This is a genomic window from Kamptonema sp. PCC 6506 (genome assembly GCF_000180455.1).
GTDB lineage: Bacteria > Cyanobacteriota > Cyanobacteriia > Cyanobacteriales > Microcoleaceae > Kamptonema > Kamptonema formosum.
Map to the genome: position 1 here is coordinate 1 of NZ_CACA01000092.1, position 23102 is coordinate 23102.

At 44.4% G+C, this 23102-nt stretch carries 19 protein-coding genes and 1 pseudogene; 9 read left to right on the forward strand and 11 right to left on the reverse strand.

Annotation, left to right across the window (positions count from 1 at the left end; translation table 11 throughout):
• Nucleotides 1-102 precede the first annotated feature (102 nt).
• A pseudogene (bchH, locus tag OSCI_RS05040) lies at nucleotides 103-2283 on the reverse strand (magnesium chelatase subunit H); the annotation flags it as partial.
• A gap of 340 nt (nucleotides 2284-2623) precedes the next feature.
• Here bchH and OSCI_RS05045 point away from each other — a divergent pair.
• Nucleotides 2624-3214: a Uma2 family endonuclease gene (locus OSCI_RS05045; RefSeq protein WP_007353778.1), complete on the forward strand. Its 591-nt coding sequence runs from the start codon at nucleotides 2624-2626 to the stop codon at nucleotides 3212-3214.
• A gap of 66 nt (nucleotides 3215-3280) precedes the next feature.
• On the opposite strand, the gene galK is transcribed toward OSCI_RS05045, so the two are convergent.
• The 3 genes from galK to galT form a co-directional block, all read right to left on the reverse strand.
• Nucleotides 3281-4357, reverse strand: coding sequence for a galactokinase (galK, locus tag OSCI_RS05050; RefSeq protein WP_007353779.1), 1077 nt, complete (start codon nucleotides 4355-4357; stop codon nucleotides 3281-3283).
• A 146-nt stretch (nucleotides 4358-4503) separates the two neighbouring features.
• Nucleotides 4504-5592, reverse strand: coding sequence for a M24 family metallopeptidase (locus tag OSCI_RS05055; RefSeq protein WP_007353780.1), 1089 nt, complete (start codon nucleotides 5590-5592; stop codon nucleotides 4504-4506).
• A 207-nt stretch (nucleotides 5593-5799) separates the two neighbouring features.
• Nucleotides 5800-6888, reverse strand: a complete 1089-nt coding sequence (gene galT / locus OSCI_RS05060) for a galactose-1-phosphate uridylyltransferase (RefSeq protein WP_007353781.1) — start codon at nucleotides 6886-6888, stop codon at nucleotides 5800-5802.
• An 898-nt stretch (nucleotides 6889-7786) separates the two neighbouring features.
• On the opposite strand from galT, the gene OSCI_RS05065 reads away from it, so the two are divergent.
• The 6 genes from OSCI_RS05065 to OSCI_RS05090 all read left to right on the forward strand — a co-directional run bounded on the left by OSCI_RS05065 (nucleotide 7787) and on the right by OSCI_RS05090 (nucleotide 15597).
• Complete coding sequence (locus OSCI_RS05065) at nucleotides 7787-9154, forward strand: glycosyltransferase family 1 protein (RefSeq protein WP_007353782.1); 1368 nt, start codon at nucleotides 7787-7789, stop codon at nucleotides 9152-9154.
• Nucleotides 9155-9243: 89 nt separating this feature from the next.
• Nucleotides 9244-10452, forward strand: a complete 1209-nt coding sequence (gene glf, locus OSCI_RS05070; RefSeq protein WP_007353783.1) for a UDP-galactopyranose mutase — start codon at nucleotides 9244-9246, stop codon at nucleotides 10450-10452.
• 108 nt (nucleotides 10453-10560) lie between these two features.
• A complete protein-coding gene (locus OSCI_RS05075; protein ID WP_007353784.1) occupies nucleotides 10561-10914 on the forward strand; it encodes an STAS domain-containing protein in 354 nt (117 codons plus the stop codon).
• A gap of 127 nt (nucleotides 10915-11041) precedes the next feature.
• Entirely contained in the window at nucleotides 11042-12925 is a 1884-nt protein-coding gene (locus OSCI_RS05080; RefSeq protein WP_007353785.1) for a glycoside hydrolase family 2 protein, read from the forward strand.
• Nucleotides 12926-13144: 219 nt separating this feature from the next.
• The gene (locus OSCI_RS05085) at nucleotides 13145-14248 is read left to right on the forward strand and encodes a beta-glucosidase (protein WP_234708704.1); all 1104 of its coding nucleotides are present in this window, start codon (nucleotides 13145-13147) and stop codon (nucleotides 14246-14248) included.
• A gap of 362 nt (nucleotides 14249-14610) precedes the next feature.
• A complete protein-coding gene (locus OSCI_RS05090) occupies nucleotides 14611-15597 on the forward strand; it encodes a hypothetical protein (protein ID WP_007353787.1) in 987 nt (328 codons plus the stop codon).
• A 206-nt stretch (nucleotides 15598-15803) separates the two neighbouring features.
• Here the strand turns inward: OSCI_RS05090 and OSCI_RS05095 are convergent, their stop codons facing one another.
• Together OSCI_RS05095 and OSCI_RS05100 are read right to left on the reverse strand one after the other, a co-directional pair.
• Nucleotides 15804-16460: a Uma2 family endonuclease gene (locus OSCI_RS05095; RefSeq protein WP_007353788.1), complete on the reverse strand. Its 657-nt coding sequence runs from the start codon at nucleotides 16458-16460 to the stop codon at nucleotides 15804-15806.
• 107 nt (nucleotides 16461-16567) lie between these two features.
• Complete coding sequence (locus OSCI_RS05100) at nucleotides 16568-17044, reverse strand: ankyrin repeat domain-containing protein (RefSeq protein ID WP_007353789.1); 477 nt, start codon at nucleotides 17042-17044, stop codon at nucleotides 16568-16570.
• A 23-nt stretch (nucleotides 17045-17067) separates the two neighbouring features.
• On the opposite strand from OSCI_RS05100, the gene OSCI_RS05105 reads away from it, so the two are divergent.
• The gene (locus OSCI_RS05105; RefSeq protein WP_007353790.1) at nucleotides 17068-18375 is read left to right on the forward strand and encodes a hypothetical protein; all 1308 of its coding nucleotides are present in this window, start codon (nucleotides 17068-17070) and stop codon (nucleotides 18373-18375) included.
• On the opposite strand, the gene OSCI_RS05110 is transcribed toward OSCI_RS05105, so the two are convergent.
• The 5 genes from OSCI_RS05110 to OSCI_RS05130 form a co-directional block, all read right to left on the reverse strand.
• Nucleotides 18349-18666: a hypothetical protein gene (locus tag OSCI_RS05110; protein WP_019486844.1), complete on the reverse strand. Its 318-nt coding sequence runs from the start codon at nucleotides 18664-18666 to the stop codon at nucleotides 18349-18351. The genes OSCI_RS05105 and OSCI_RS05110 overlap by 27 nt on opposite strands.
• Before the next feature lie 195 nt (nucleotides 18667-18861).
• On the reverse strand, nucleotides 18862-19164 hold the full coding sequence (locus OSCI_RS05115) for a hypothetical protein (RefSeq protein WP_007353792.1): 303 nt from the start codon (nucleotides 19162-19164) through the stop codon (nucleotides 18862-18864).
• A gap of 26 nt (nucleotides 19165-19190) precedes the next feature.
• Nucleotides 19191-20603, reverse strand: a complete 1413-nt coding sequence (locus OSCI_RS05120) for a radical SAM protein (RefSeq protein ID WP_007353793.1) — start codon at nucleotides 20601-20603, stop codon at nucleotides 19191-19193.
• A gap of 145 nt (nucleotides 20604-20748) precedes the next feature.
• Nucleotides 20749-21519 (reverse strand): prolipoprotein diacylglyceryl transferase, encoded by a 771-nt coding sequence (locus tag OSCI_RS05125; RefSeq protein WP_007353794.1) that lies wholly within the window; start codon nucleotides 21517-21519, stop codon nucleotides 20749-20751.
• Between the two features lie 184 nt (nucleotides 21520-21703).
• A complete protein-coding gene (locus OSCI_RS05130; RefSeq protein WP_007353795.1) occupies nucleotides 21704-22087 on the reverse strand; it encodes a hypothetical protein in 384 nt (127 codons plus the stop codon).
• Nucleotides 22088-22451: 364 nt separating this feature from the next.
• Here OSCI_RS05130 and OSCI_RS05135 point away from each other — a divergent pair, with 364 nt between their 5' ends.
• Entirely contained in the window at nucleotides 22452-23084 is a 633-nt protein-coding gene (locus OSCI_RS05135) for a M23 family metallopeptidase (RefSeq protein ID WP_007353797.1), read from the forward strand.
• Nucleotides 23085-23102 lie beyond the last annotated feature (18 nt).

Below are 23102 nucleotides of genomic sequence, written 5' to 3' on the forward strand. Positions count from 1 at the left end.
CATTAGTAAGACTAGAGGGATTCATGTCCTCTTCTAGCCCCCCCTTACCAAGAGGGAGTTGGGAATCTAGCCCCCCCTTACCCAAGGGGGGGTTGGGGGGGGTTCAGGTAAGGCGATGTCTTTGTCCAAATTAACTAAACGGCACTTCTCAATAATTGCCTCGACAATGGGGATACCGCGCCCGGTTTCTTTTAAGGTTTGATAGGAAGCAATTAACTCGCTAAGTTCCTGCAAACCTTTGTACAAACCCGCATTTTCCGCCGGCGGAGTCAGATAAGAAATCGTTTCCGCATAACTGCGACGCTTGGCAATTGTCGCTTCAGAAGGATTATTTGCCGCGTAGTAATAAAGATTAGGAATCTTACCAATTAAGCTATCGGGATAACAATCGTTAGACATCCCCATTTGCTTACCCGGCATGAATTCCAGGGAACCATGCGTTCCAAAGTGTAACACGGCATCTGCACCCCAAATCTGTTCTAAATAGGTGTAATAAGCAGCAAAACCGTGATGGGGACTGGCGGAACGCGAGAATAGCAACCGCATCGGATCGCCTTCATAACCAAAGGTAGGTTGCACGCCGATAAAGACATTGCCGAATGCCTTACCGTAAATCAGTAAATTTTGTCCATCGCTGTTAAGATGTCCCGGCGGCGGCCCCCAATTTTCCTCTAATCGGGTGGAGTAAGGTGTAAATTCTTCATACTCTTGTACCGACATCCGATGGGCAATATTTAATTCTGGACTCGCGTATTGTGCTGTGGCATCATGGATAACTTCTTGCATCAACTTTTCAGCCGAATCTGGCAAGTTTTGCACGTCGTAACCGTTGCCTTTTAAGGCGCTAATTACTTCATAAATTGAGCCAAAAACATCCAAATAAGCAGCAGTCCCAATGTTGCCTTTATCGGGAGGGAAACTAAAAATTGTAATGGCAATTTTTTTGTTTAATTTGGGTTTGCGGCGCAGATTTGCCCACTTCATCGCCCGCCCAGCGATCGCCTCAATCCGATCCTGAAGTGCGATCGCTTTCCCCGTTGTACCATCGCGCCCCGATAAAATAATCGGTTCGATCGCACCATCTAACTCAGGAATCGCAATTTGCAAAGCTACTTGAATCGGATGCAAACCTAAATCGCTATTTTCCCACTCTTCCGTAGTTTGGAAAACCAACGGCAAAGCCACCATATAAGGGCGATTTAACCGCTTCAAAGATTCGATCGCCTTCGGATGATCCTGTCTAGCAGGGCCGCCCACAAGTGCGAAACCTGTCAGAGAAACCACCGCATCCACGATCGCCAAAGGTGCAACACCTTTCGCCCCAACTTCCAAGAAATAAGTATCCACAGGCTTAGAAAAGTCTAAACCTCCGGCAAAAATCGGTACAACCCGCGCCCCCATTGCCTCAAATTCCTGCACAATCGCTACATAGTGAGCATCATCGCCAGTCACTAAGTGAGTGCGTTGCAACACCAAACCAATGCAAGGCGCAAAGGGATCTTTGAGATCGTCGGAAATATCTTGGCGGGAATTATACCAAGTTAGATACTCCTTCACGTCTTCAAACATCTTCGGGGCCAAAGGATGCCACACCCCCATATCCGGGTAAACTACGGGGTCTTGAAAGCTCTGTTTGCCACCTTTGAAGACATATTTATCCGATAGCATCAACAGGAAATTTTCGAGGTTTTCCTCGGAACCGCCCAACCAATACTGAAAACTCAGCATGAAATTGCGGGCATCTTGGGCCTTATCGATCGGCAAATACTTCAGCACTTTCGGCAGGGTTTGCAACAGCTTCAGCATCCCATCTTGGAACGAAGAACCGGATTTTTCCTTCCGTTTCTTCATAAAATCGCCGATCGCACTTTTGCTTTGTCCCAATTGCGCCATCGAAAACGTGCCCATCTTATTTAGGCGCATCACTTGCGGCATCGAGGGGAAAACCACAGCCACATCCAGGCGATCGCGCAGGGGTTCCACCGCCGCTACCACCTTATCGGCTAAATCTTCAATGAAAATCAACGATGCGATAAAAATGTTCGCATCGGCGACATCGCGTTTAAAAGCCTCATAATTCTCAGCGCTACGGAGTTCTTCAATCAAATAGCCACTGATCTCAATTGCTAAATTCGGGTTCTTTTGGTTAATCGATCGCACTGCCGCCGATAGCGCACTCTGGTATTGCGGCTCTAGCACGACATAGACCACCTTGAGAAGCGATCGCCCCTGCAAGTTTTCCGGTGCGACGTGGCGAATGGCGGGCTTGACGTGAGTGAACATCCTTCTTTTGCTCCTTTAGATGCTAGTTCAGGGAAGGGGAGGAAGCAAGTTCGCAGGGGGAAATTTCATCCTTTCCCAGTCCCTCGGTTGCAGTTTTGTAACGCAACTCTGCCCAGTACAGGGGTACTACCTTACCAATCCCATGAGTATTTGTACCAGAAAACGATCCCTAAAAGCTAGTTAGCACCTACTTTTGACACAATTCGATAAATACTTGGCAATGAAGGAAGAAGGAAGAAGGAAGAAGGAAGAGGGAAGAGGGAATAATTACCAATTACCAGTCTTACCTCTTGACTCTGAGAAACGCTATAATTTTTCTATTACCCATTCCCTAAAAACCATGATTGTAGTTAAAGACAATTCCCCACAACTTACTCCCGAAGAATACTTTATTTGGGAAGAAAAGCAACTCGAAAAACATGAATATATCAACGGTCAAGTTTACGCCATGAGCGGCGGTAGTAAAAATCATAGTTTAATCTCTGTTAGATTTATCACCTTGCTTTCTAATCATTTAGAAGGAAGTAGCTGCGAAACGGGTAATTCAGACTTGAGAGTTAACATTTTTGAAACTAATGACTATACCTATCCCGATGTCAGTGTAACCTGCGACGAGCGCGATCGAACCACAACCCAATACATTACCTATCCTTGCTTAATCGTTGAAGTTTTATCACCTAGCACTGAAGCATACGATCGCGGCAGCAAATTTAGAATGTATCGCCACAATCCAATTTTACAAGACTACTTATTAGTTAGCTCCACCAGTATTGAAATGGATTTATATCACAAAAAAGAGACAGGAGAATGGATTATTATTAACTACAAAGAAGGGGATAGCGTAGAACTAAAAAGCATTAATCTGAGTTTCGCGATCGAGCAAGTCTATCGAGGCCTGATACTCACGCCTGAATTAATGGATAAAATATAGCAGTCGCACCTAGTAGTTAAGGCATAAATTTGGGCGATCGCTTCCGGTTGCACTTAAGTTTTAAACTTAGGCTATGACGGGATTGGGAACCAAAATCCGTCCTTTGTACCCTGCACGATGGTAGCGCTCGATCGCCACAGATGCGATCGCATCCGCTTTTCCGCTTTCAATCAAAGCTACGCAAGCACCGCCAAAACCGCCACCAGTAAGCCTTGCGCCGAATACTCCCGGAATTTCTTGTAAAATTGCTGCTAGCGCATCCACTGCGGGTACAGAAACCTCGTAGTCATCGCGCTGACTAGCATGAGAAGCATTCATCAACTCGCCAAAACGCTGTGCTGACACAGATTGTACGGCTTCTAATACGCGGTTGTCTTCAGTGACGACATGGCGCGATCGCTTCCTGTAGGGTTCCGGCAAAACTTCCACCGCTTGCGGATCGGTGATATCCCTCAACGCCTTGACTCCCAACATCTGCGCCGCTGACTCGCATTCAGCGCGGCGTTGGTTGTAGCCGCTACCAGCAGCTAACTTATGGGTTTCACCGCTATCAATTACCAAAATTTCTGCACCTGCGGGAAAAGGTACTACTCGACGTTCAAGCGATCGCGTATCTAAAAATAGCATCGAATTAGTATCAGCCAAACTCGATGCCATTTGATCCATAATACCGCAATTCAAACCTGCATATTGAATTTCTGCTTGTTGTCCAATTTGAGCGATCCGCACATCATCAAGAGGTAAATTTAGTAGCGATCGCACTGCTTTAAGAGTTGCCACTTCCAAAGCTGCACTGCTAGATAAACCCGAACCTATCGGCACCGACGAAGTAACAAACACATTCAAAGTCGGTATTTTATATCCTTCTTCCTGCAAAAGTTTAATACAGCCAAAAATATAGCTACCGAATCCTTTTGGGGCGCGATCCCTATCAAAAAAACTCGCGCGATCGTTAAATTCAACCGAGTAAAAATGGTGCTGTCTATCCTTACTAAAACCCAGTTGTACAGTAGTACGTTGAGGAATTGCAGTAGGCAGTACAAAACCATCATTATAATCAGTATGTTCGCCGAGTAAATTTACCCTTCCCGGTGCGCTAGCTTCCGTTTCTGGCTTTTGATTAAATATTTCTTGAAAGTTCATAGAAATCGTGGCGATTAGAAATCGCGGCTATACAAACCAAGTCCGCCTGTACGGACTAATACCAAATTCCCTCTTATTTAGTCTGCGTAGGCAGACTTTGTTTCTGTAGTTGCGGTTTCAACCGCTGAACCAACTCATCATCATTATTATTCCACCTCCAAAGGCACAGGTCGCAACCTTCCATCTACCTCCACACTCGGCCAATTAGGATCGAAAGTCAAGTTTTCCAATCCATCATTAAAAATCACAAAAGTATCCTCAATCTTTGCCCCCGTTAAACTAGGATTCCAAGCAACAGCCATGTTTGATTGTAAAATGTCATTAGTTTCTGGATTCGCCACAACTTCCCGCGACAAATATCCCGTAGTTCCGCCTTGATGATGTTCCCGAATTGCATTAACATACCCTTGCTGTTCGTAAGCATCCTTAAGCACATTATAAACTGCATTCAGCGATTTTCCAGGCTGACAAAAATTTAGAGCCTTGCCTTCAATTTCTCGCACATCTCTGTGCAATTTTGCCTGCTTTGTATTCAGAGAACTAAAGGAAACAAATCGCGTCAAGTTGGCATATAAACCATATCCCCTCGCGCAAAAAACCAGCATCGCTTCCCGTCCAATTACTTCTTTGGTAGCTGTCGCATGGCGGTAAAGCGGCAAACGTCTTTCTCCAGCAACTAAAGTAAGGTTAGGATGTAGCCCTCGCGCCCACAGCGCATCAGATCCAGCCCCCGCTAACTGATATTCTGTCCATGTAGGTTTAGCAGTAGAAAGTACCTCCGTCATTGCTTCGCTTGCCTTACGCCCTACCTGCCGATATCGCTCTAATTCACTTGCCATCATTACCCGTTTGTGGTTCTGTAAAGAAGCAGTTAATCCTGTCTCTTCGGAGTTAGCGGGGCGATCGCTTATTACCTTTCCCCCTTGAGCCGCTTCTCTAACAAAAGCTTCGCGTTTTGCCACATCCGCCCAAGGATAGATATAAACTTCAAAATTGGCTGGCAATTCCTCGTCTTTTAAACGCTGAGCTTCAATTTCATCTGTTAAAATCCAAGCATTTTCCGCCGTTACTAACACTTCGGCAATTCCGGTTTCAGCCGCTAGTAAGACAGTATTGGAACCGCCAGCAGTTGCCCAGGCAAACCAATCTGTACCGCGTAGGCGAAGTGCGCTCGCGCCTGTTTCTTTTAAGACTTGGCGGATTAATTCTAGTTTGGAGAAGACTTCTTTGTTCATAGTTTAATTAAAGATTTTTTAACCATAAATTCACGATAAATCAAACAGGTTGTAGGGTACGTGAGGCCAAGTTATAGATTGATAAATCAGGGTTTATACTTCTGACGCACCTACAAATACTGTAGGGGCGGGTTCGCCCATATCTGTAATATAAACAAGAGATCCAGTAAACCCGCCCCGCTCCCCCTATCCACGTTCATCTGCGATTTAAGCAGAAAGTGTCACTGATACGGCTTGTAATTCCTTAGCTTTTTCTTCTGGCAAAGCGTCGTTAGCAAACATTCCTGCCGCTAGTTCAGTTCCGGCTAAATATTTGAGGCGATCGCTTGTTCGATAAGGAGGATAAAATTGAGCGTGTAAGTGCGCTTCAGGATGGGGTTTACCATCAGTAGGTGCTTGAAACCATGCCATTAAATAAGGGAAAGGGCGATGCCACAAACCGTCATATTTAAGAGTTACAGTTTTTAATGCTAAAGCTAAGGATTTGCGCTGTTTATCAGTCAGATCCATAAAGCTAGCAACTGGTTGAATAGTCGCCAGCCAAACTTCGTAAGGGTAACGCGCACAGGCGGGGACAAATGCGATCGCGTCTTCATCTAAATAGATGATTCGCTGGTTTGCTGCAATCTCTTTTTGAATTAAATCTTGCAACAAACCCCGCTTGTGTTCTTGATAGTAACTCTGCTGGCACTCTAGCATTCTCGCTGGCACAGGCGGTACAAAAGGATAAGCGTAAATTTGCCCGTGTGGGTGGTGCAAAGTAACGCCTACTTCTGTACCCCGATTTTCAAAAGGGAGTACGTATTGAATTTCAGGATAACCTCCGATCGCGGCAGTGCGATCGCCCCACACTTGCAGCAGCAATTCTAAGTGATCTAGTTCCAAGCCACCCAGAGAAGCGAGAGGATCTTGAGTAAAAACTACTACTTCGCACGCGCCATCTGCCGGTAAAGTCTCGACAATGTTTGCAGGGGCATCATGCGCGGCCAGTGTCAGGGAGGGGAAGCGGTTGTCAAAAACTGCTACATCATAGCGCCCTTGCGGAAGTTCCGTCGGAAATTTCGGGTCAATAGTAGGCGCTAGTGGGTTGTATTCAGGGGGCGGCATGAAAGTTCGCCCTTGACGGTGACTGGCATAAGCCACCCATTCCCCCCGCAAAGGATGCCAGCGTAGGTGCGGGTTAGCCTGCACTGGTTCATTGCTGGGGCTAGTGGCCGCAATTCCCTCAGCAATTGGGTAGCGGCTATACAAAGTTAGCTTGCGACCATCCGGCTTTAGCAATGTCTGGGCGTACATTTTTTTTGTGCCACAATGAGGCTTTAATTAATGTTAGAAGTATAGCTTCTCGCTTCTTGTTTGCGCCCCTATCTAAAGTAGCAAATTTGTTAACTGTTAACCATAATACCCTTAAATGTAGAGTGGCGAGCGCCCGAACAGTTTGTATAAGATTGAATCTCGCCGCATGGAAGATGTGTACTAAAAGAGATAAGTTAATAGTACATTAGACCTCTTGCGAAAGTACGATCGCTCTAGGTAGAATAAAAGAAAAAATTAGCTTAATAAGATGAATTACGAACAATTACAAAAGTTAAACCCCACAGAGTTTAAACGCTACTGTGGAGTACATCAACAGACATTCAAAGAGTCTGGGAATTAAATAGGGTATTAATGAATCAAATTCTTATCGAATTGTAATTAGAACGAAGAAGACGCTTCGGATTAAGATTTAATTCGAGCGCTGGGATTTATAATTATGAACTTTCTTTGAAGACAAATTAGCGAACACCTGAGACTTTCGCAAGAGGTCTACTGCATAAAAACCTCATAAAATTCACCGCCAGTAGCTACCAGCTAAAAGACATCCCCAAAGCCGAACTTGATTCTAACACTCTTTGACCCAGAGTACCAGCCTAGTACCGTCTGCATCAAATTCTGCCTTCAGATAGAAGTAAATCTAAAATTTTTACCTTACATTTATCAACAATAGCAAGTTCTAACGATAAATACCTTATCTGGAAGTTTGACTCCAGTATAAAAGCGAATAAGCTTAGTTTCTCAAAGCTTCGCACTTGCTATTTGAGCAACATAGAAGACTGCACTTGCTTCCAAATAAAAGCGTTTAATAAGTTCTTGCTATCTTCAGCAAGGCCGCTTTGAGGCGTGTTATCACCTTTACAAATTACTGAGGCTACTTATGTCGCACCCGGAAAATAACCTAAAAAATAAAGTTAACAGCAGCGGAAACTGGAAAATCCGATTTACCTCTTTAGACGGAGTGGGAGCGCCATCCCAGTTCGCCCCCTCATCAAAAATAAACTCCACTAACTCTCAAACATCCCATTTAGAAATACCCGACTTAGTTTGCCTCTCACATCTACGGTGGGATTTCGTCTACCAGCGACCCCAACACCTATTAAGCCGCTGTGCCAAAAATCGGCGCGTATTCTTCATCGAAGAACCAGTATTTAGCCCCGATGCAAATTGGCGGCTTGATGTTAGCATCCGCGACAGTGGAGTTTGGGTAATCGTGCCGCATTTGAGCGAAGGAATGAGCGAAGAAGCAATAAAAATGGCTCAACAAGCAATGCTTGATGCTCTCTTCGAGCAAGCGCAAGTTCGTAGCTATATTCTTTGGTACTACACCCCAATGGCAATGGCTTTTAGCAGTCACTTAAAGCCCATAGCCGTAGTCTACGACTGCATGGACGAGCTATCAGCATTCAAAGGCGCTCCTCCCAGTTTAAAAACACACGAAGCCGCACTATTTAGCCGTGCCGACTTAGTGTTTACAGGAGGACACAGCCTTTACGAAGTCAAGCGGCATCAGCACCACAGCGTCCACGCCTTTCCCAGCAGCATTGAAAGAGCGCACTTCGCCCAAGCCAGAAATCTAATCGAAGAACCAGCAGATCAAGCTGACATTCCTCATCCCCGGTTAGGATTCTATGGCGTAGTAGATGAGCGCATGGACATCGAACTACTGCGCGGCATGGCCGAAGCGCGTCCCCACTGGCATTTAGTCATCATTGGGCCAGTAGTAAAAATCGATCCTGAAACTCTGCCGCGCCACCCAAACATTCACTATCTCGGCGGCAAATCCTATCAAGAATTACCTGCATATCTTGCAGGTTGGGATGTAGCGTTACTGCCTTTTGCCATTAATGAATCAACCCGCTTTATTAGTCCTACCAAAACCCCAGAATACCTCGCCGCAGGCAAGCCAGTTGTATCCACTCCCATCCGCGATGTAATTCGACCCTACGGGCAAGAAGGATTAGTAAGAATTGCCAGCACAGCCTCAGAATTCGTGGCCGCAGCCGAAGCAGCAATGAATGAAAATATCGAGGCATCGGGTTGGCTACAGGAAGTAGATGCGTTTTTGGCGCAGAATTCTTGGGATCGCACTTGGGGGCAGATGATCCAGTTAATAGAGGCAGTAATTCGCGATCGCATGGCATCAGTTGAGAAACCTGCTGCTTTGCCAAAATCTGCTACCTCAGCACCGGAAAATCGCCACGCCGTAAGCGTAAAAACTTCTTCAACTACAGCATTAAACCGCTAAGTTTGCTGTTTGTTGTAGTTCCCAGCAATAACTGGGCGACTGGGAACGCTAAAAATCACCACTTTACAAATATTACAAGAGGTAATTTAATGTTTGATTACTTAATTGTCGGAGCTGGATTTGCAGGTAGCGTCATTGCCGAACGTTTAGCAACTCAAGCCGGAAAAAAAGTCTTAATAATCGATACCCGCAACCACATTGGCGGCAACGCCTACGATCATTACGACGATCACGGCATTCTAGTACATAAGTACGGCCCCCACATTTTTCACACCAACTCTCGCGATGTTTTCGAGTATTTATCTCTGTTCACAGAGTGGCGGCCCTACGAACACCGCGTACTCGCCAGTGTTGATGGTCAAAATTTACCAATTCCCATCAACCTCGATACCGTAAATCGGTTATACGGACTCAATCTCACCTCCTTCGAGGTAGCGGAATTTTTCGCAAAGTTAGCAGAAGCAAAAGAATACATCCGCACCTCCGAAGATGTTGTCGTCAGCAAAATTGGTCGCGAACTTTACGAGAAATTCTTCCGCAACTATAGCCGCAAACAGTGGGGAATAGACCCCTCTGAACTCGACAAATCAGTGATCGCCCGCGTACCCACCCGTACCAACCGCGACGACAGATATTTCACAGATAGCTATCAAGCAATGCCGCTGCATGGCTATACCCGGATGTTTGAGAAAATGCTTTCTCACCCTAATATTAAGGTGATGCTAAATACCGACTACCGGGAGATTGAAAATATCATTCCGTATAGCCAAATGATTTACACGGGGCCAGTTGATTCCTACTTCAATTATTGCTACGGCAAACTGCCCTACCGTTCGTTGGAATTTAAGCACGTAACCATCAATACTCCGGTATTCCAACCAGCGCCAGTTGTCAACTTTCCCAACGAGCATTTGTACACCCGCTGTACTGAGTTCAAATATCTGACGGGACAAGAACACCTGAAAACAAGCATCGTCTACGAATACCCCCGCGCTGAAGGCGATCCTTACTACCCAGTACCGCGCCCAGAGAATGCCGAAATTTATAAGAAATATAAGGCGTTAGCTGACTCAACTCCTGGGGTGCAATTTGTCGGAAGATTGGCGACTTATAAGTATTACAACATGGATCAGGTCGTCGCTCAAGCTCTGACAACCTACAACCAAATTACTGTCAAACCAAAGATAGAATTGCTGGGCAATCTCAACGGTTCTACCCAGAACTTGAGTCGGGATGGAGTTGCCGCACAGCCGATGGCTTTAGAAGCTGCTGTTGGCAACGGTAACGGCAAAGCTTAGGGCAAATAGTAGTAGGTGGACATAAATTGCAATATATATGTCCACCCTATAATGTTTCAACTTTTACCATCCACAAACACTCCCAATTAATAATTGAGATCCATAGCAATGAGCGTAGTTAAAGTTACTTTGTCACCCGATGTTTTGGAAAGTGCTAACGCTCTCCATTTTCAGAAAGAAATTGAGAAAATAATTGAAAATGGAGGTAAAATTCTGATGCTCGACCTCAAGAACGTTACTTTTCTCACTAATGCGGGATTAATGACTTTAGTTTCAATTATGAAACTTGTTAAAGCGTCAAATTGCATCCTTTTGATATCTTCAATGAGCGAACAAGTCAGGATGTTATTTGAACTGACGGGTTTAGAGCAAATGTTTAACTGTTTTCCGAGTGGCGAAGAAATTCCTGTTCCCAGTGAATTAACTGAAAAGGTAGGAGGTTTGAAAAGTGTTGCACTTTAAATTATTTCGGTCGTAATAGGAATTTAGCCCTAAATTCTATAAATTAGGGATAAAGACCTACTACGAACTTAGTCAAAGTTTGGCAATTTTGACTAGAATAGAAATATAACCTGAGATAGATGTGTTGATGAGTTGGTTAGGTAGAGCGGTAGAAAATTGCGATATTGAAGAGCCGGCAACTTTTGAGAACAGGACAACTGTTCATGGGCAAAAAACGGGCTATCCTCGCCCACAATTGCGGCGCAGCAATTGGATTTGTCTTAACGGCTCGTGGAAGTTTAGTTATGATGATACGGGGCTGTGCGTTCAACCGAGCGATATTGCGGAGTGGACTCACACGATTGAAGTGCCTTTTGCTCCAGAATCGGCTAGGAGCGGTATTGGCGATCGCGGTTTTCACCCGAATTGCTGGTACGAGCGCGAGTTTGATGTACCGAAAGCTGAGGGGCGAGTTCTACTCCACTTCGGGGCGGTAGATTATCACGCTCGTGTCTGGGTTAACGGTCAATTCGTAATGGAGCACGAAGGGGGGCATACTCCTTTTAGCGCTGATATTACGGCAGTCTTGAACGAAAATGGGCCGCAGCGGGTGACAGTTCATGCTCAAGATGACCCCCAAGATTTGGCGAAACCTCGCGGGAAACAAGATTGGCAGTTAGAACCTCACAGTATTTGGTATCCACGCACCACGGGGATTTGGCAGACTGTTTGGGCCGAACTTGTACCCTCGACTTACATCGATCGCATCCGCTGGACTCCGCAGTTTGAAAGGTGGGAGCTCGGTTTCGAGGCTTTCGTTGCAGGCGATCGCTACGATGGTATCCAAATCAAAGTCAGGCTGTCAATTGGTTGCTTGCTGCTGGTCAACGATACCTACGAAGTCATCAACGGCGAAATTCACCGCCGCATTGCCCTGTCCGATCCCGGTATTGACGACTACCGCAACGAGTTGCTGTGGAGTCCAGAGAAGCCGACATTAATTAATGCTCAGATAGAGTTGTGGTGCGAAGGTCGGATGTTGGACGAGGTGAAGTCTTACACGGCAATGCGGACTGTGAGTATACAGCGCGATCGCTTCATGCTCAACGGCCGCCCCTACTACCTGCGCCTGATTCTAGACCAAGGTTATTGGCCCGATACGCTGATGACAGCCCCCTCCGACGAAGCATTTCGCCAAGATATCGAACTGGTGAAAGCAATGGGCTTCAACGGTGTCCGCAAGCACCAGAAAATTGAAGACCCCCGCTTCTTATACTGGGCAGACGTGATGGGCTTGTTAGTTTGGGAAGAAATGCCCAGCGCTTATCGCTTCACTCCTAAAGCCGTAGCTCGGCTGACGCGGGAGTGGACTGAAGTCATCGATCGGGATGCCAGCCACCCGTGCATCGTGGTTTGGGTTCCGTTTAACGAATCTTGGGGAGTGCCTAATTTAGTCGAGACAGCAGCCCACCGCAACTATGTACAAGCACTCTACTACTTGACTAAAACCCTTGACCAGACACGCCCCGCGATCGGGAATGACGGCTGGGAGAGTATCGATACTGACATTCTCGCTATTCACGACTACGATAATAACCCCGAAAGTTTGGCAAAGCGCTATGGGCCGCAGGTTGATTTATCAAAACTTCTAGATCGCGATCGCCCCGGAGGGCGGATTCTGACCCTTGATGGTCATCCCCACCAAGGGCAACCAGTAATGCTGACTGAGTTTGGCGGCATCGCTTACGCGGGTCGGGAAAATCCCGATTTTCATAGGGTGTGGGGATATGTGCGATCTACTGATGTCTCTGAGTTGCAAAAACGATATGGGGGGTTGCTTGCCGTTGTTAATCAGGTGGAGATGTTCAGCGGCTTTTGTTATACGCAGTTGACTGATACTTTCCAAGAAGCTAATGGTTTGCTGTATGCCGATCGCACTCCTAAGTTTCCGATAGAGGCGATCGCAGCCGCAACTCTTGGCCAGGGTGCGCCAGAAGAACGTTTAGATCCGCAAATTCTTGGTTCTTGCTAATGGTTAATGGTTAATGGCTAATGGCTAATTGCTAATTGCTAATGGCTAATTGCTAATAGTTAATTGTTTTTACCAGTTAACAGCCTTGTAGGGGCGGGTTTAGCAGATAACCTTTGTAGCCAACAGATAAGCTTTCAACAAAACCCGCCCCGTCCCCACCGTTAACAGTTAACCGTTAACCGTTAACAATTAACAATTAACAATTACAAATTACCGCAAATGTTTAAAAGTTTTTTCATGGGGGGGTTTGAATGCTCCACCCACCGCTTGCAATCTGGAAAACGCCTTGATGTAGTTGCCGCAACTGCTCACGATAAGTTTGTAGCTGCTGACTACAAACGACTGCAAGAACAAGGCATTTATACTGTTCGTGAAGGCCTCCGCTGGCACTTAATTGAACAGGAACCGGAAAAGTATGACTTTTCTAGTGTATTGCCGATGATCCGCACTGCCCGCGATCTGGGAATGCAGGTGATTTGGGATATGTTTCACTATGGTTGGCCTGACGATATCGACATTTTTAGCCCTGAATTCCTGCGAAGATTTGCAGCAATGGTTCGCGCTTTTATGGAGTTATTGACGGCAGAAACCGAGCAAATACCAATGATTACGCCTGTGAATGAGATATCATTTATTGCGTGGGCGGGCGGTGAAGTAGCTTATATTAACCCTTATTCTAAAGGGCGGGGCGATGAGATGAAAAGGCAGTTAGTGAAAGCTGCGATCGCGGCGATTGAAGAAGTCTGGGAAGTCAGTCCGGGAGCGCGAATTGTTCAGATAGATCCAGCGATCAATATTATCGCTGACCCCGACAAGCCAGAGGATATAGATGTTGCCGAAAACTACCGTTTATCGCAGTACCAAGCTTGGGATATGTTAGCGGGGCGGATGTGTCCTGAACTTGGCGGCAAAGAAAAATATCTCGATATCATTGGTGTGAATTACTACGATCGCAACCAATGGATTCATAACGAAGACCCGATGAAATATACCGATGCGCTTTACCGCCCATTTCGGGAGATGCTGCGGGAGGTTTACGATCGCTACCGCTGCCATTTATTCATAGCAGAAACAGGGTGTGAAGACGAGGCGCGACCAGCTTGGTTTAATTATGTCTGTACCGAGGTAGCTGCTGCGATCGCAGCAGGCGTACCAATTGATGGTATCTGCCTTTATCCCATTGTTAACCATCCCGGTTGGAACGACGACCGCCACTGTTATAACGGTCTATGGGATTATTGTAATGAAGTAGGCGATCGCGAAATTTATCAACCCCTAGCAGATGAATTGCAGCGACAAAGACAGCAACTTGGTAACTGTTAAAGGCAGGGCAGGTTTTGTTAAAATGTACGGGCGTTACAATATGCCCGTACTTGTCTGTTAAACCTGTTTCATTCTCGGTAGGGGCGGTGCCCCCGTGCCCGCCCAGAGGTCTGAAACCCTCATTTGATGGTTGGTGAGAGGGGTAGTGCCCTCCTGCTGTATTTTTTATTTTCAAAAAGAAATCAATCTAAAGGCAGAGGCTCTAATACTATAGAAACTGTAATAATTTTTTTTAGAACTTTCCGTAAAGCTCTGCGAAACACTGTAGAACAAATTTAGGTCAAGTCATTTATATCTCTTTCAAACCAACTCAAAGTTATTAACTTTGGGCATAAACTTTATCGCAATTTTCCGAGGTGATTATGGCAAATTACGACATTTTTGACGAACAATACTATCTTTCCCAATATGGTTTTGTGAAAGATGCAGTCGATCGCGGACTGATCGGCTCCGGCAAAGAACACTTTGAACGATTTGGTCAAGCTGCTGGTTTAACTAAAATATCGCGGTATTTTGACGAAGAAACCTACCTTGCTGGCAATCCCGATCTTACACCCTTTGTCCGCACCGTCAACCCAAACGCGCCTTTTGCTTCTGGCCTCGATCACTTCATCCAATTTGGTTATGAAGAAGGAGCTCGTCGCACTCAAGTATCCCCTGAGTATAACGAAGACTTTTATTTGCGAAATAACTCAGAGTTATTGCCATTCATTCAGAATGGAACTTTCAAGTCGGGATACCAGCACTTTATCCAATATGGTGTCGAAGAAGGTCGTTTTGGCACTTCTTTCTTTGAACCAGAATACTTAGAGCAAAATCCCAATCTTGTGCCATTTATCAACTCTGGAGCGTTGAAAACAGGCCGCGATCACTACTTCCAATTTGGGCAATTTGAGGTCAACCGTTCAGCAACTTTTGTCGGTAGCCGCAGCAACGATGTCCTAACTGGCGTTGGTGTAGGGAATGTCGAACTTGTTGGAGTTGAAGTAGGTGTAGATCGCAGCGGCAATCGCCAGTATGAAAGTTTTGGAACCAATGAATTTGATGTCCTAATTGGTAGTCCGGGAACCGATAACTTCGTGCTGGGAGTTCCTGCAACCTCCGGTAATGCTGCACCTACATCCCTCTATTTGGGTAACGGCCAGGCCACAATTCGGAACTTTGATGTAGTCAATGATTTTATCCAATTGCAAGGCTCTTCATTGACTAACTACAATCTGACTCCTGTAGGTAACAATCTATCGATCCAAACACGGTTTGGAGACGTATTTGGTGTGATTGAGGGAGGAGCAAATTTAAGTTTGACCGTTCAAGGTGTACTTCCTAACGGCACTTTCTTGATTGGCTAGAATAGTGACTTTAGACAGTGAGTTTGGCGGTAAGCTATTTAATAGCTTACCGTTAATTTTTTGAGTAATTTTTTAAATAAATAAAAGCTGGGAGTACCCACAATTTGAGATATTATAATTAACTGAAATATTTTAATTGCGGCTGATTATGAATTAGGAAATTTTAACATTAGGGTGCGTTATTAACACACCCTACTAAACTTAGATTATGGCAGTTCACCAAATTGCTGTCGATAGCGATCGACTAATTCTTCTGCTGTCAAATATCGAGAACCGCGTTCATCGTACCAGTACAGCACTTCTAACTGTTTCGCACCATCTTGATATCTGCCTCTGCCAATTCCTAAACCCACCTCTGGCATCCAGAAAGGTTCGCCAATTTGCAATTCATACTCGCCATCGACTAAGCGATAAACTTCAAAGATTTGATGCAAATCTCGTCGCCAATAGTAGGGGTTGTAAATCACATAATACAACACGCCTAAGCCAGCATAAATTTCCATTTTCTTATCGTATTCGCCGCCATAAGTTTGAGAAACAACCTCTAGGGCGAATATCGGAGGAATATTATTTTCCTCCCAAAGAACGTAACTTAAACGTAAAGTATCACCCTTAAAACGCTGAACTCCTAAACTCAGGAAACCATCGGGAATAATTGGCACAAGGTGGCTTACACCAGTTGTGTGATAAACCCCCATGTCCACGCCAAAAAACCAGTCATTACGCTTACTCCAATGAAATTTTAGTAAGAATAAGAGTAAATTGGGCAGAAAATTTTGATTTTCGTTGTCCACAGGAGTATCATCTGAACTAGGTAATTCAGCGCTAGTAGGTAAACGAGTTTCTTGATTAAACTGTACCATAATCGAAAGATGGCTAAGTTATTAGTTAATTATATCGTAACGCTGCCCTCAGAGAGGTAATTTAACCGCCTAGAGAGCGACGTTACAGAAACCTAGTTTCTAAAGGATTAATGGCGATCGCGAACTGCTTTTAACACCTCAACTACCTGTTTATGACCCTCCGATGAAGCCCAAACTAAGGCAGTCCAAGTATTATTATCCTTGGCTTTGATATCCGCTCCTTTTTCTAACAAAAATTGTACAACTTCCGCATGGCCGCTACCAGCAGCACTCATCAAAGCAGTCAAACCAAAATTAGTTTTGGCATTCACATCTGCACCTGCATCTAGTAGTGCTTTTACAATAATTGTATGTCCAGCAGCAGCAGCCCCCATTAAAGCCGTCCAGCCATCATTATCGCAGCCATTGACATCGACACCAGCACTCAGTAACTTCTGCACGATTTCCACTTGTCCGGCCTCTGCCGCAGCAGTCAAAGCCGTCAACCCATCATCATCTTTGGCATTGACATCTGTACGCTGCTCGATCAAAGCTTCTACAGTGGAAATATCACCCGTTTTCGCGGCATTAATTAGTTCTGTCATGTTCTTTTAAAATCTCAAATCAGATGTCAGTAGATATTTTAATCCTCTCTAACGGCCCTGGGGAAATAACTACATGGGTGCGCCCTGTAGTACAAGCTTTGCGACAACAGTTGGGATGCGATCGCACTCTCGTCCGCATTTCCGTTATACTATCCCCTTGTCCCAACGCCTCTGGATCGGAAGCTGCGATCGCGCTTTCCTACCCAGAAGTAGATAGAGTACAAGCAGCAGAGCATTTTTTCCCCTTCTTATTGTCGGGTAAAACAGCAGAAAACTGGGATTGGCGGGACAAAGGAGTGGTTTTATTTCTAGGCGGCGATCAATTTTTTACTGTAGTCATCGGCAAGCGTTTAAACTATCGCACCGTCGTCTATGCTGAATGGGAAGCGCGATGGCTGCATTGGATCGATCGCTTTGGGGTGATGAAACCAGATGCGATCGCCAGCATTCCTCAAAAATATGCCCATAAACTTAAAGTTGTTGGCGATTTAATGGCCGATTTAGGCAACGAAAACCTCCGTAACGCCGCCCTGCGGGCGCTAGAGGAACCCCCCACAGGGCGGCGTGACGAAGCCAACGCGGAATTAATAGGAATGTTACCTGGTTCAAAAGCGGCAAAATTGGCTTCCGGCGTACCCTTAAGTTTAGCGATCGCAGAACATATTCACCGTCTTCGTCCTCAGACTCGCTTCGTAATTCCAGTTGCCCCCACTCTCGATTTACACACTTTAGCAAGTTTTGCAGACCCTAAAAAAAATAAAGTTTTACCCCTATTTGGTAACATCAGTGCTGAACTACATTTAGCAGAATCTCCGTTTTTACTCACAACAAATGGAGTCCGCTTAGAACTTTATACCCAGTTTCCCGCCTATAACTTATTATCTCAATGTAGCCTTTGTTTAACAACTGTTGGAGCTAATACTGCTGAATTGGGTTCTTTAGCAGTACCAATGATTGTCTTGCTACCAATGCAACAAATGGATGCGATGAAAACTTGGAATGGCATACCGGGATTACTCGCAAATTTACCATTATTTGGTTCTGTCTTTGCTACTGTAATTAACTGGTTAGCATTCCAAATGAGACAGGGAAAACTGTTTGCTTGGCCGAATATTTGGGCACAGGAAGAAATAGTGCCAGAATTAATCGGTAAACTGGAACCGGAAGCTTTAGCAAAATTGGTAATCGACTACTTAAATCATCCTGAAAAGTTAGAAGAAATGCGGGAACGTTTGTGTGCAGTGCGAGGAGAATCAGGTGCAGCCAACAAACTAGCTCAACTGGTGTGTGAAGAACTTTTATTGTTATCCAATGAAGGAGAAAAGCAATAAAAAGCACCCGCCACTGATTAATGCTGTCAATATTGCACCAATTATTACCCCTTTCATTTCTCCCCATTTTTGTTTTCGTTTTAGGCTAATAACAATGGGGACAATATATAAAAGTTGAGATAATCCTATACCAATAATTGCATAAGATATTACAACAGTAAAAGAGCTAATTGCAGGCATAGAATAACCGATAGATGTTAGCACGAGGCCGAGGAAAACAAATGCTATATTCATAAAAAATGATGAGCCAATTCCTACCAAAATATCTCTCCATTCCGGTCTTTCTGACATAATTTATATTTCTCCTATTCGCAATTTATTGTTTTGAACACTTACGTAACGCCGCCCTCTGGGCGGTATTTTATTTATAGCAACCTTCTTGGCAATTAGGGCAACTCCAACTCTGACATCTGGTTCATAATCCATTAGGTCGTAACCTCTTCCCTCTTCCCTCTTCCCTAGCCCCTAGCCCCTTCTTCAGTTATTTCATCTAGGAAAAGTAAATAATATCCAGCAACTTCCATTTAGTAAAGCTGTCAAAACTGCACAGATAATAACACCTTTCATCAATCCCCATTTTTGCTTTCTTTTCATCAAAAGAATCAGAGGAATTGCATAGACAATTTGCCACAAGCCAATAGAAACAGGAATCCAGAAAAAGTTATAATTGCGATTAAAAAAGGGCAGATAAGAAGACAAAAATATGAGCGCAGTTATAGTTAAACTGTGTATTACAAATAAGAGGAGAATCCCTAAAACAATCCCTAAAATCTCATTTCTTCGTACCATAGTTTATATTTATCCTACTTTTAATTTCACCGATTAGTAACTAAATGATGCCCAGCACTTCCCTCGCGGTAAAACATATTAAACGTATCAAATGGAATAATCCTTCCATCTGGGTGTACAATGTGAATACAAGACCGTTTCACAGAGCGCACGTCAAAGTTAAACGGATCGAGAAACTGGACAATCAACACCCGAAATACATTTTCATAGGTAATCCCTTCGGGAACCGCCATCATCGGTAAACAGCACAATAACTGTTTTAAAGATGTTGCTGCTGACTTCGGAGAATGGCTAGTGGAAAATAGCTCAAAAATCTTACTTTTGAGTTCTTCATTCTGCTCGTAAAGTACGCTATTCGGCATCATCTTCACATAAGCATCTGGGTCAATCATACCAGTTAACGGTATCACTTTACCATTTAACTTGAGTGCATAAGCCATTGCCAAGCTATCGGGATGACAGGGAACTGGGATAATATCTTCTGGTTTGAAATAAGAACTTTGCTGCAAAATTGACCGCCGAACTTCTGTGAGAGTGTATCTGTCTCGCTTGGGGTCGAATTGTTCTAATCTTCCCGCTACCTGTATCGGTTGGAAAGTGACACCACGAACGCATTTTTGCTGCAAGGCATATTCGATAATTTTGCCAATTTCACGATCGTTTAAACCTTTTTTGACAGTAACAACTAAGGTAGTAGAAATATTATACTCATTTAGGTTAGTAATAGCTTTTTCTCTTACCTCTCTTAAATCTACTCCTCGCAACTCCTCCAGTGTGGATTTTTCAAAGCTATCAAACTGCAAATATATCTCAATTCCCGGCATATATTGACTAAGGCGTTCGCAAAATTTTCGATCCTTAGCAATTCTCACACCATTTGTATTGATCATCAAGTGCTTAATTGGCTTGCTTTTCACCAAATCCATAACTTCAAAAAACTCTGGATGGAGAGTTGGTTCGCCGCCACTAAGTTGCACAATTTGCGGTTCCCCTTCATTAGCAACTACGGCATCTAACATCATTTCAATTTGTGCTAAACTGCGATGTAATCTGGATTGATTAGAATGAGGTGAAATCTCTTCAATACCAGAGTCAGCATAGCAAATAGGACAGGAAAGATTGCACTTATCTGTCAATTCTATCAGAGTCAAACAGCTATGTTGTTCGTGATCTGGGCAAAGTCCGCAGTCGTAGGGACAACCATATTTAATTGGGGTATTAAATTTGAGTGGCATATCCCCAGGTTTGATAAATTCCTGGGTTAATTTATAATAGTCAATATCGTCAGCAATTAAGACTTCTTCTTGTCCGTGAATCAGACAATGCTTAACTAGGTAAACGCAGTCATCGCGAAAGATAATCTTTGCCTCAACTTTTGTTAAGCACTTAGAGCAAACGCTGTTAGTTAAGGCATAAAATAGATAAGGTCGAGTAGGCATAGGATTCGTATTTACTATTTTATAGTTTGAGTTTAGAAATAAGAATTAAATAACTACTGCATTTTGTATGTAGTTGCGCTTCAGCGCTCTTTACTTACCTAGTTCTACTTCAGCACTAAAGCGCAACTACATACCTTTAAATAAACTATTTAATGCTCATTTCTAAGGTATTGACAGGTTGAGTAAACCTAAACAGATTTCCGAGACTGCGGCGATAATAAACTAGAGCTAGAAGACAAGCAATTTGAATGGCTGTCAGACCTAAAAATGGGTGAAAATCTGGCTTAATAAAATCTACGATCAACCGAAAGCCTAAATAGGCTATCATATAAAATTTAAACAGGTCGCCTTCTTGCCGTTGGTAACGGCTGCGAATGCGTAAAAAAGCCATCAAAATCACTAAGAATATAATCTCATACAATTGGGTGGGATGTCTATAAATTCCATCGCCAAAATCTACACCCCAAGGTAAATTAGTTGCAATACCGTAAGTGCGATCGCTCAATCCGGTGAGAAAACAACCAATCCTTCCGATAGCAGTTCCCACAATCAAAGGATAGACGAAAACATCGCCAGTGGAACGGGTAAGACCAATCATTTTTTTTGTTAATTCTACGCCAATTAAGCCGCCAAGTATTGCACCAACTACTGTTTTCCCCTGAATGAAAAGCAAAAGGAATTGCTGCCAATCTTGAGGTAGTAAATCGAGATGTTGTAGTAAAACAAGGGATTTTGCTCCTACTAAAGCGCCTACCATGCCACCCACGATAACAGAAGTTCGCTGAGTAGCTTTGATTGTATCGTTGCGACTATTAAGTATGACTAGACGAAAGGCAATCGCATAGGCTAGAGATTCAAATAAAAGGTGAGGGTGAAGTTGAAATGAACCGATCGGAAAATAAACTGGAAATGTCATAGTTGTTAGTTGTTAGTTGTTGGTTGTTAATTGTTATATCATTTCCGTTTGATTCGTAATTGTATCATAATAATTTTTGTAGGGGCGGGTTCGCCAAGATATTTGATAAGTATTGACAAATCCTATAAACCCGCCCCGGCCATAATTCCGATGCTTAAAAAGCCCAATCTAAAAACTCAAAACTTTAGTCAGATTGACCATCTCTCCGCCCCAACTCATAAACGCCACCACTAACGCAAGCAATCACGCCCATACTAATTGCCCAACTGCGACCCAAACCTAATTCTACTCCCCAATTACACAAGCAACCTGCTAGTAAGAACGGTACAATACTCAACAACGAAGCATAAAAAGAATTTAAAGCTTCTCTGCTGCGGCGAGTCTTTTCAAACTCAGATTCTGAAGTATAAAGCGATCGCTCGGCAAAATTCATCCAGCGGTTGAGCTGTACTATCACCCATTCGCTCACAGGCGATAAGCCCCAATATAAAGCCAAAGACCACAAAGATGCACCAGCGATCGCAGTCGCATCCACAGCAAATATAAACGGAAAAATTTCTGTTAACATGGGCGGTGTCAATTGTAGAGCTGAGAATTTGGGTTTGAGATTGCATCTAAACCCTTGAAATCCTCTCCAGTAGCATCGGCAGTGTAAAAAACTTAGGCGATCGCCGATCTGCGTTTATCTGCGGTTAAACCTGGAAATAACGATGCCAACACACACAATATGAGCTACAGAAGCGTTTGGAACTAAGCTTAACTCAGATTTAAGCCGAATGCTTGACACGGGTGCTGCATAGAGTAAGATACTTCGGTGTAAACTGATTAACTGCCAGCTCGCCTAAGCAATAACAGGGAAGATCGAAGCGAATTGGCATGAAATGCAACAACCACTCGCAAGTATAAAGGGCAATTCAGGAGTGAGAAATATCATGCAAAATTCTACACCGCGACCGACTGCTAAGCGCTTTGTTCGTCCAAAACCGATATTGTTGCTGGCAGGCTTGATCGGCGCGGGTTTTGTAACGATGGGATTGAAGCAGGAGTTAGTAAAGGCTCAGGATTCCAGAGTACAGCAAATTGCTACAGCCAACATTTGGCAAGCCGCTTCTTTCCCGGTAGAAAATTTTGAAGCTTACACCTCTCGCTTCGGCCCGCGCGGCGGCGATTTTCACTATGGTTTAGATTTAGCGGCCCCTGAAGGTAGCTACATCCGCAATTGGTGGGGGGGTCAAGTTACGGAAGTTTGGGAAGATGGCAGATGCGGTACTGGAATTACAGTTCGTTCTGGAGATTGGGAACACACCTACTGTCACCTTAAAGGACGGGTAGAAACTGCTAATGGCAGACCCTATTACATCGATCGCGAAGGGGGCCTACAAATTTGGGAAGGCCAAACGATTCCTGCTGGTGCCAGAATTGCCAGAGTTGGGATGAGCGGCCGCACCACTGGCCCTCATTTACACTGGGGGCTGAAGTATGGTGGCCGCTGGGTAGATCCGGCTTTAGTGCTGCGGGAAATGTACGCTCAGCAAAGCTCTCGCTTCTCTAGTTCGTCGCAATAGAAAAAATAGGACTTACCA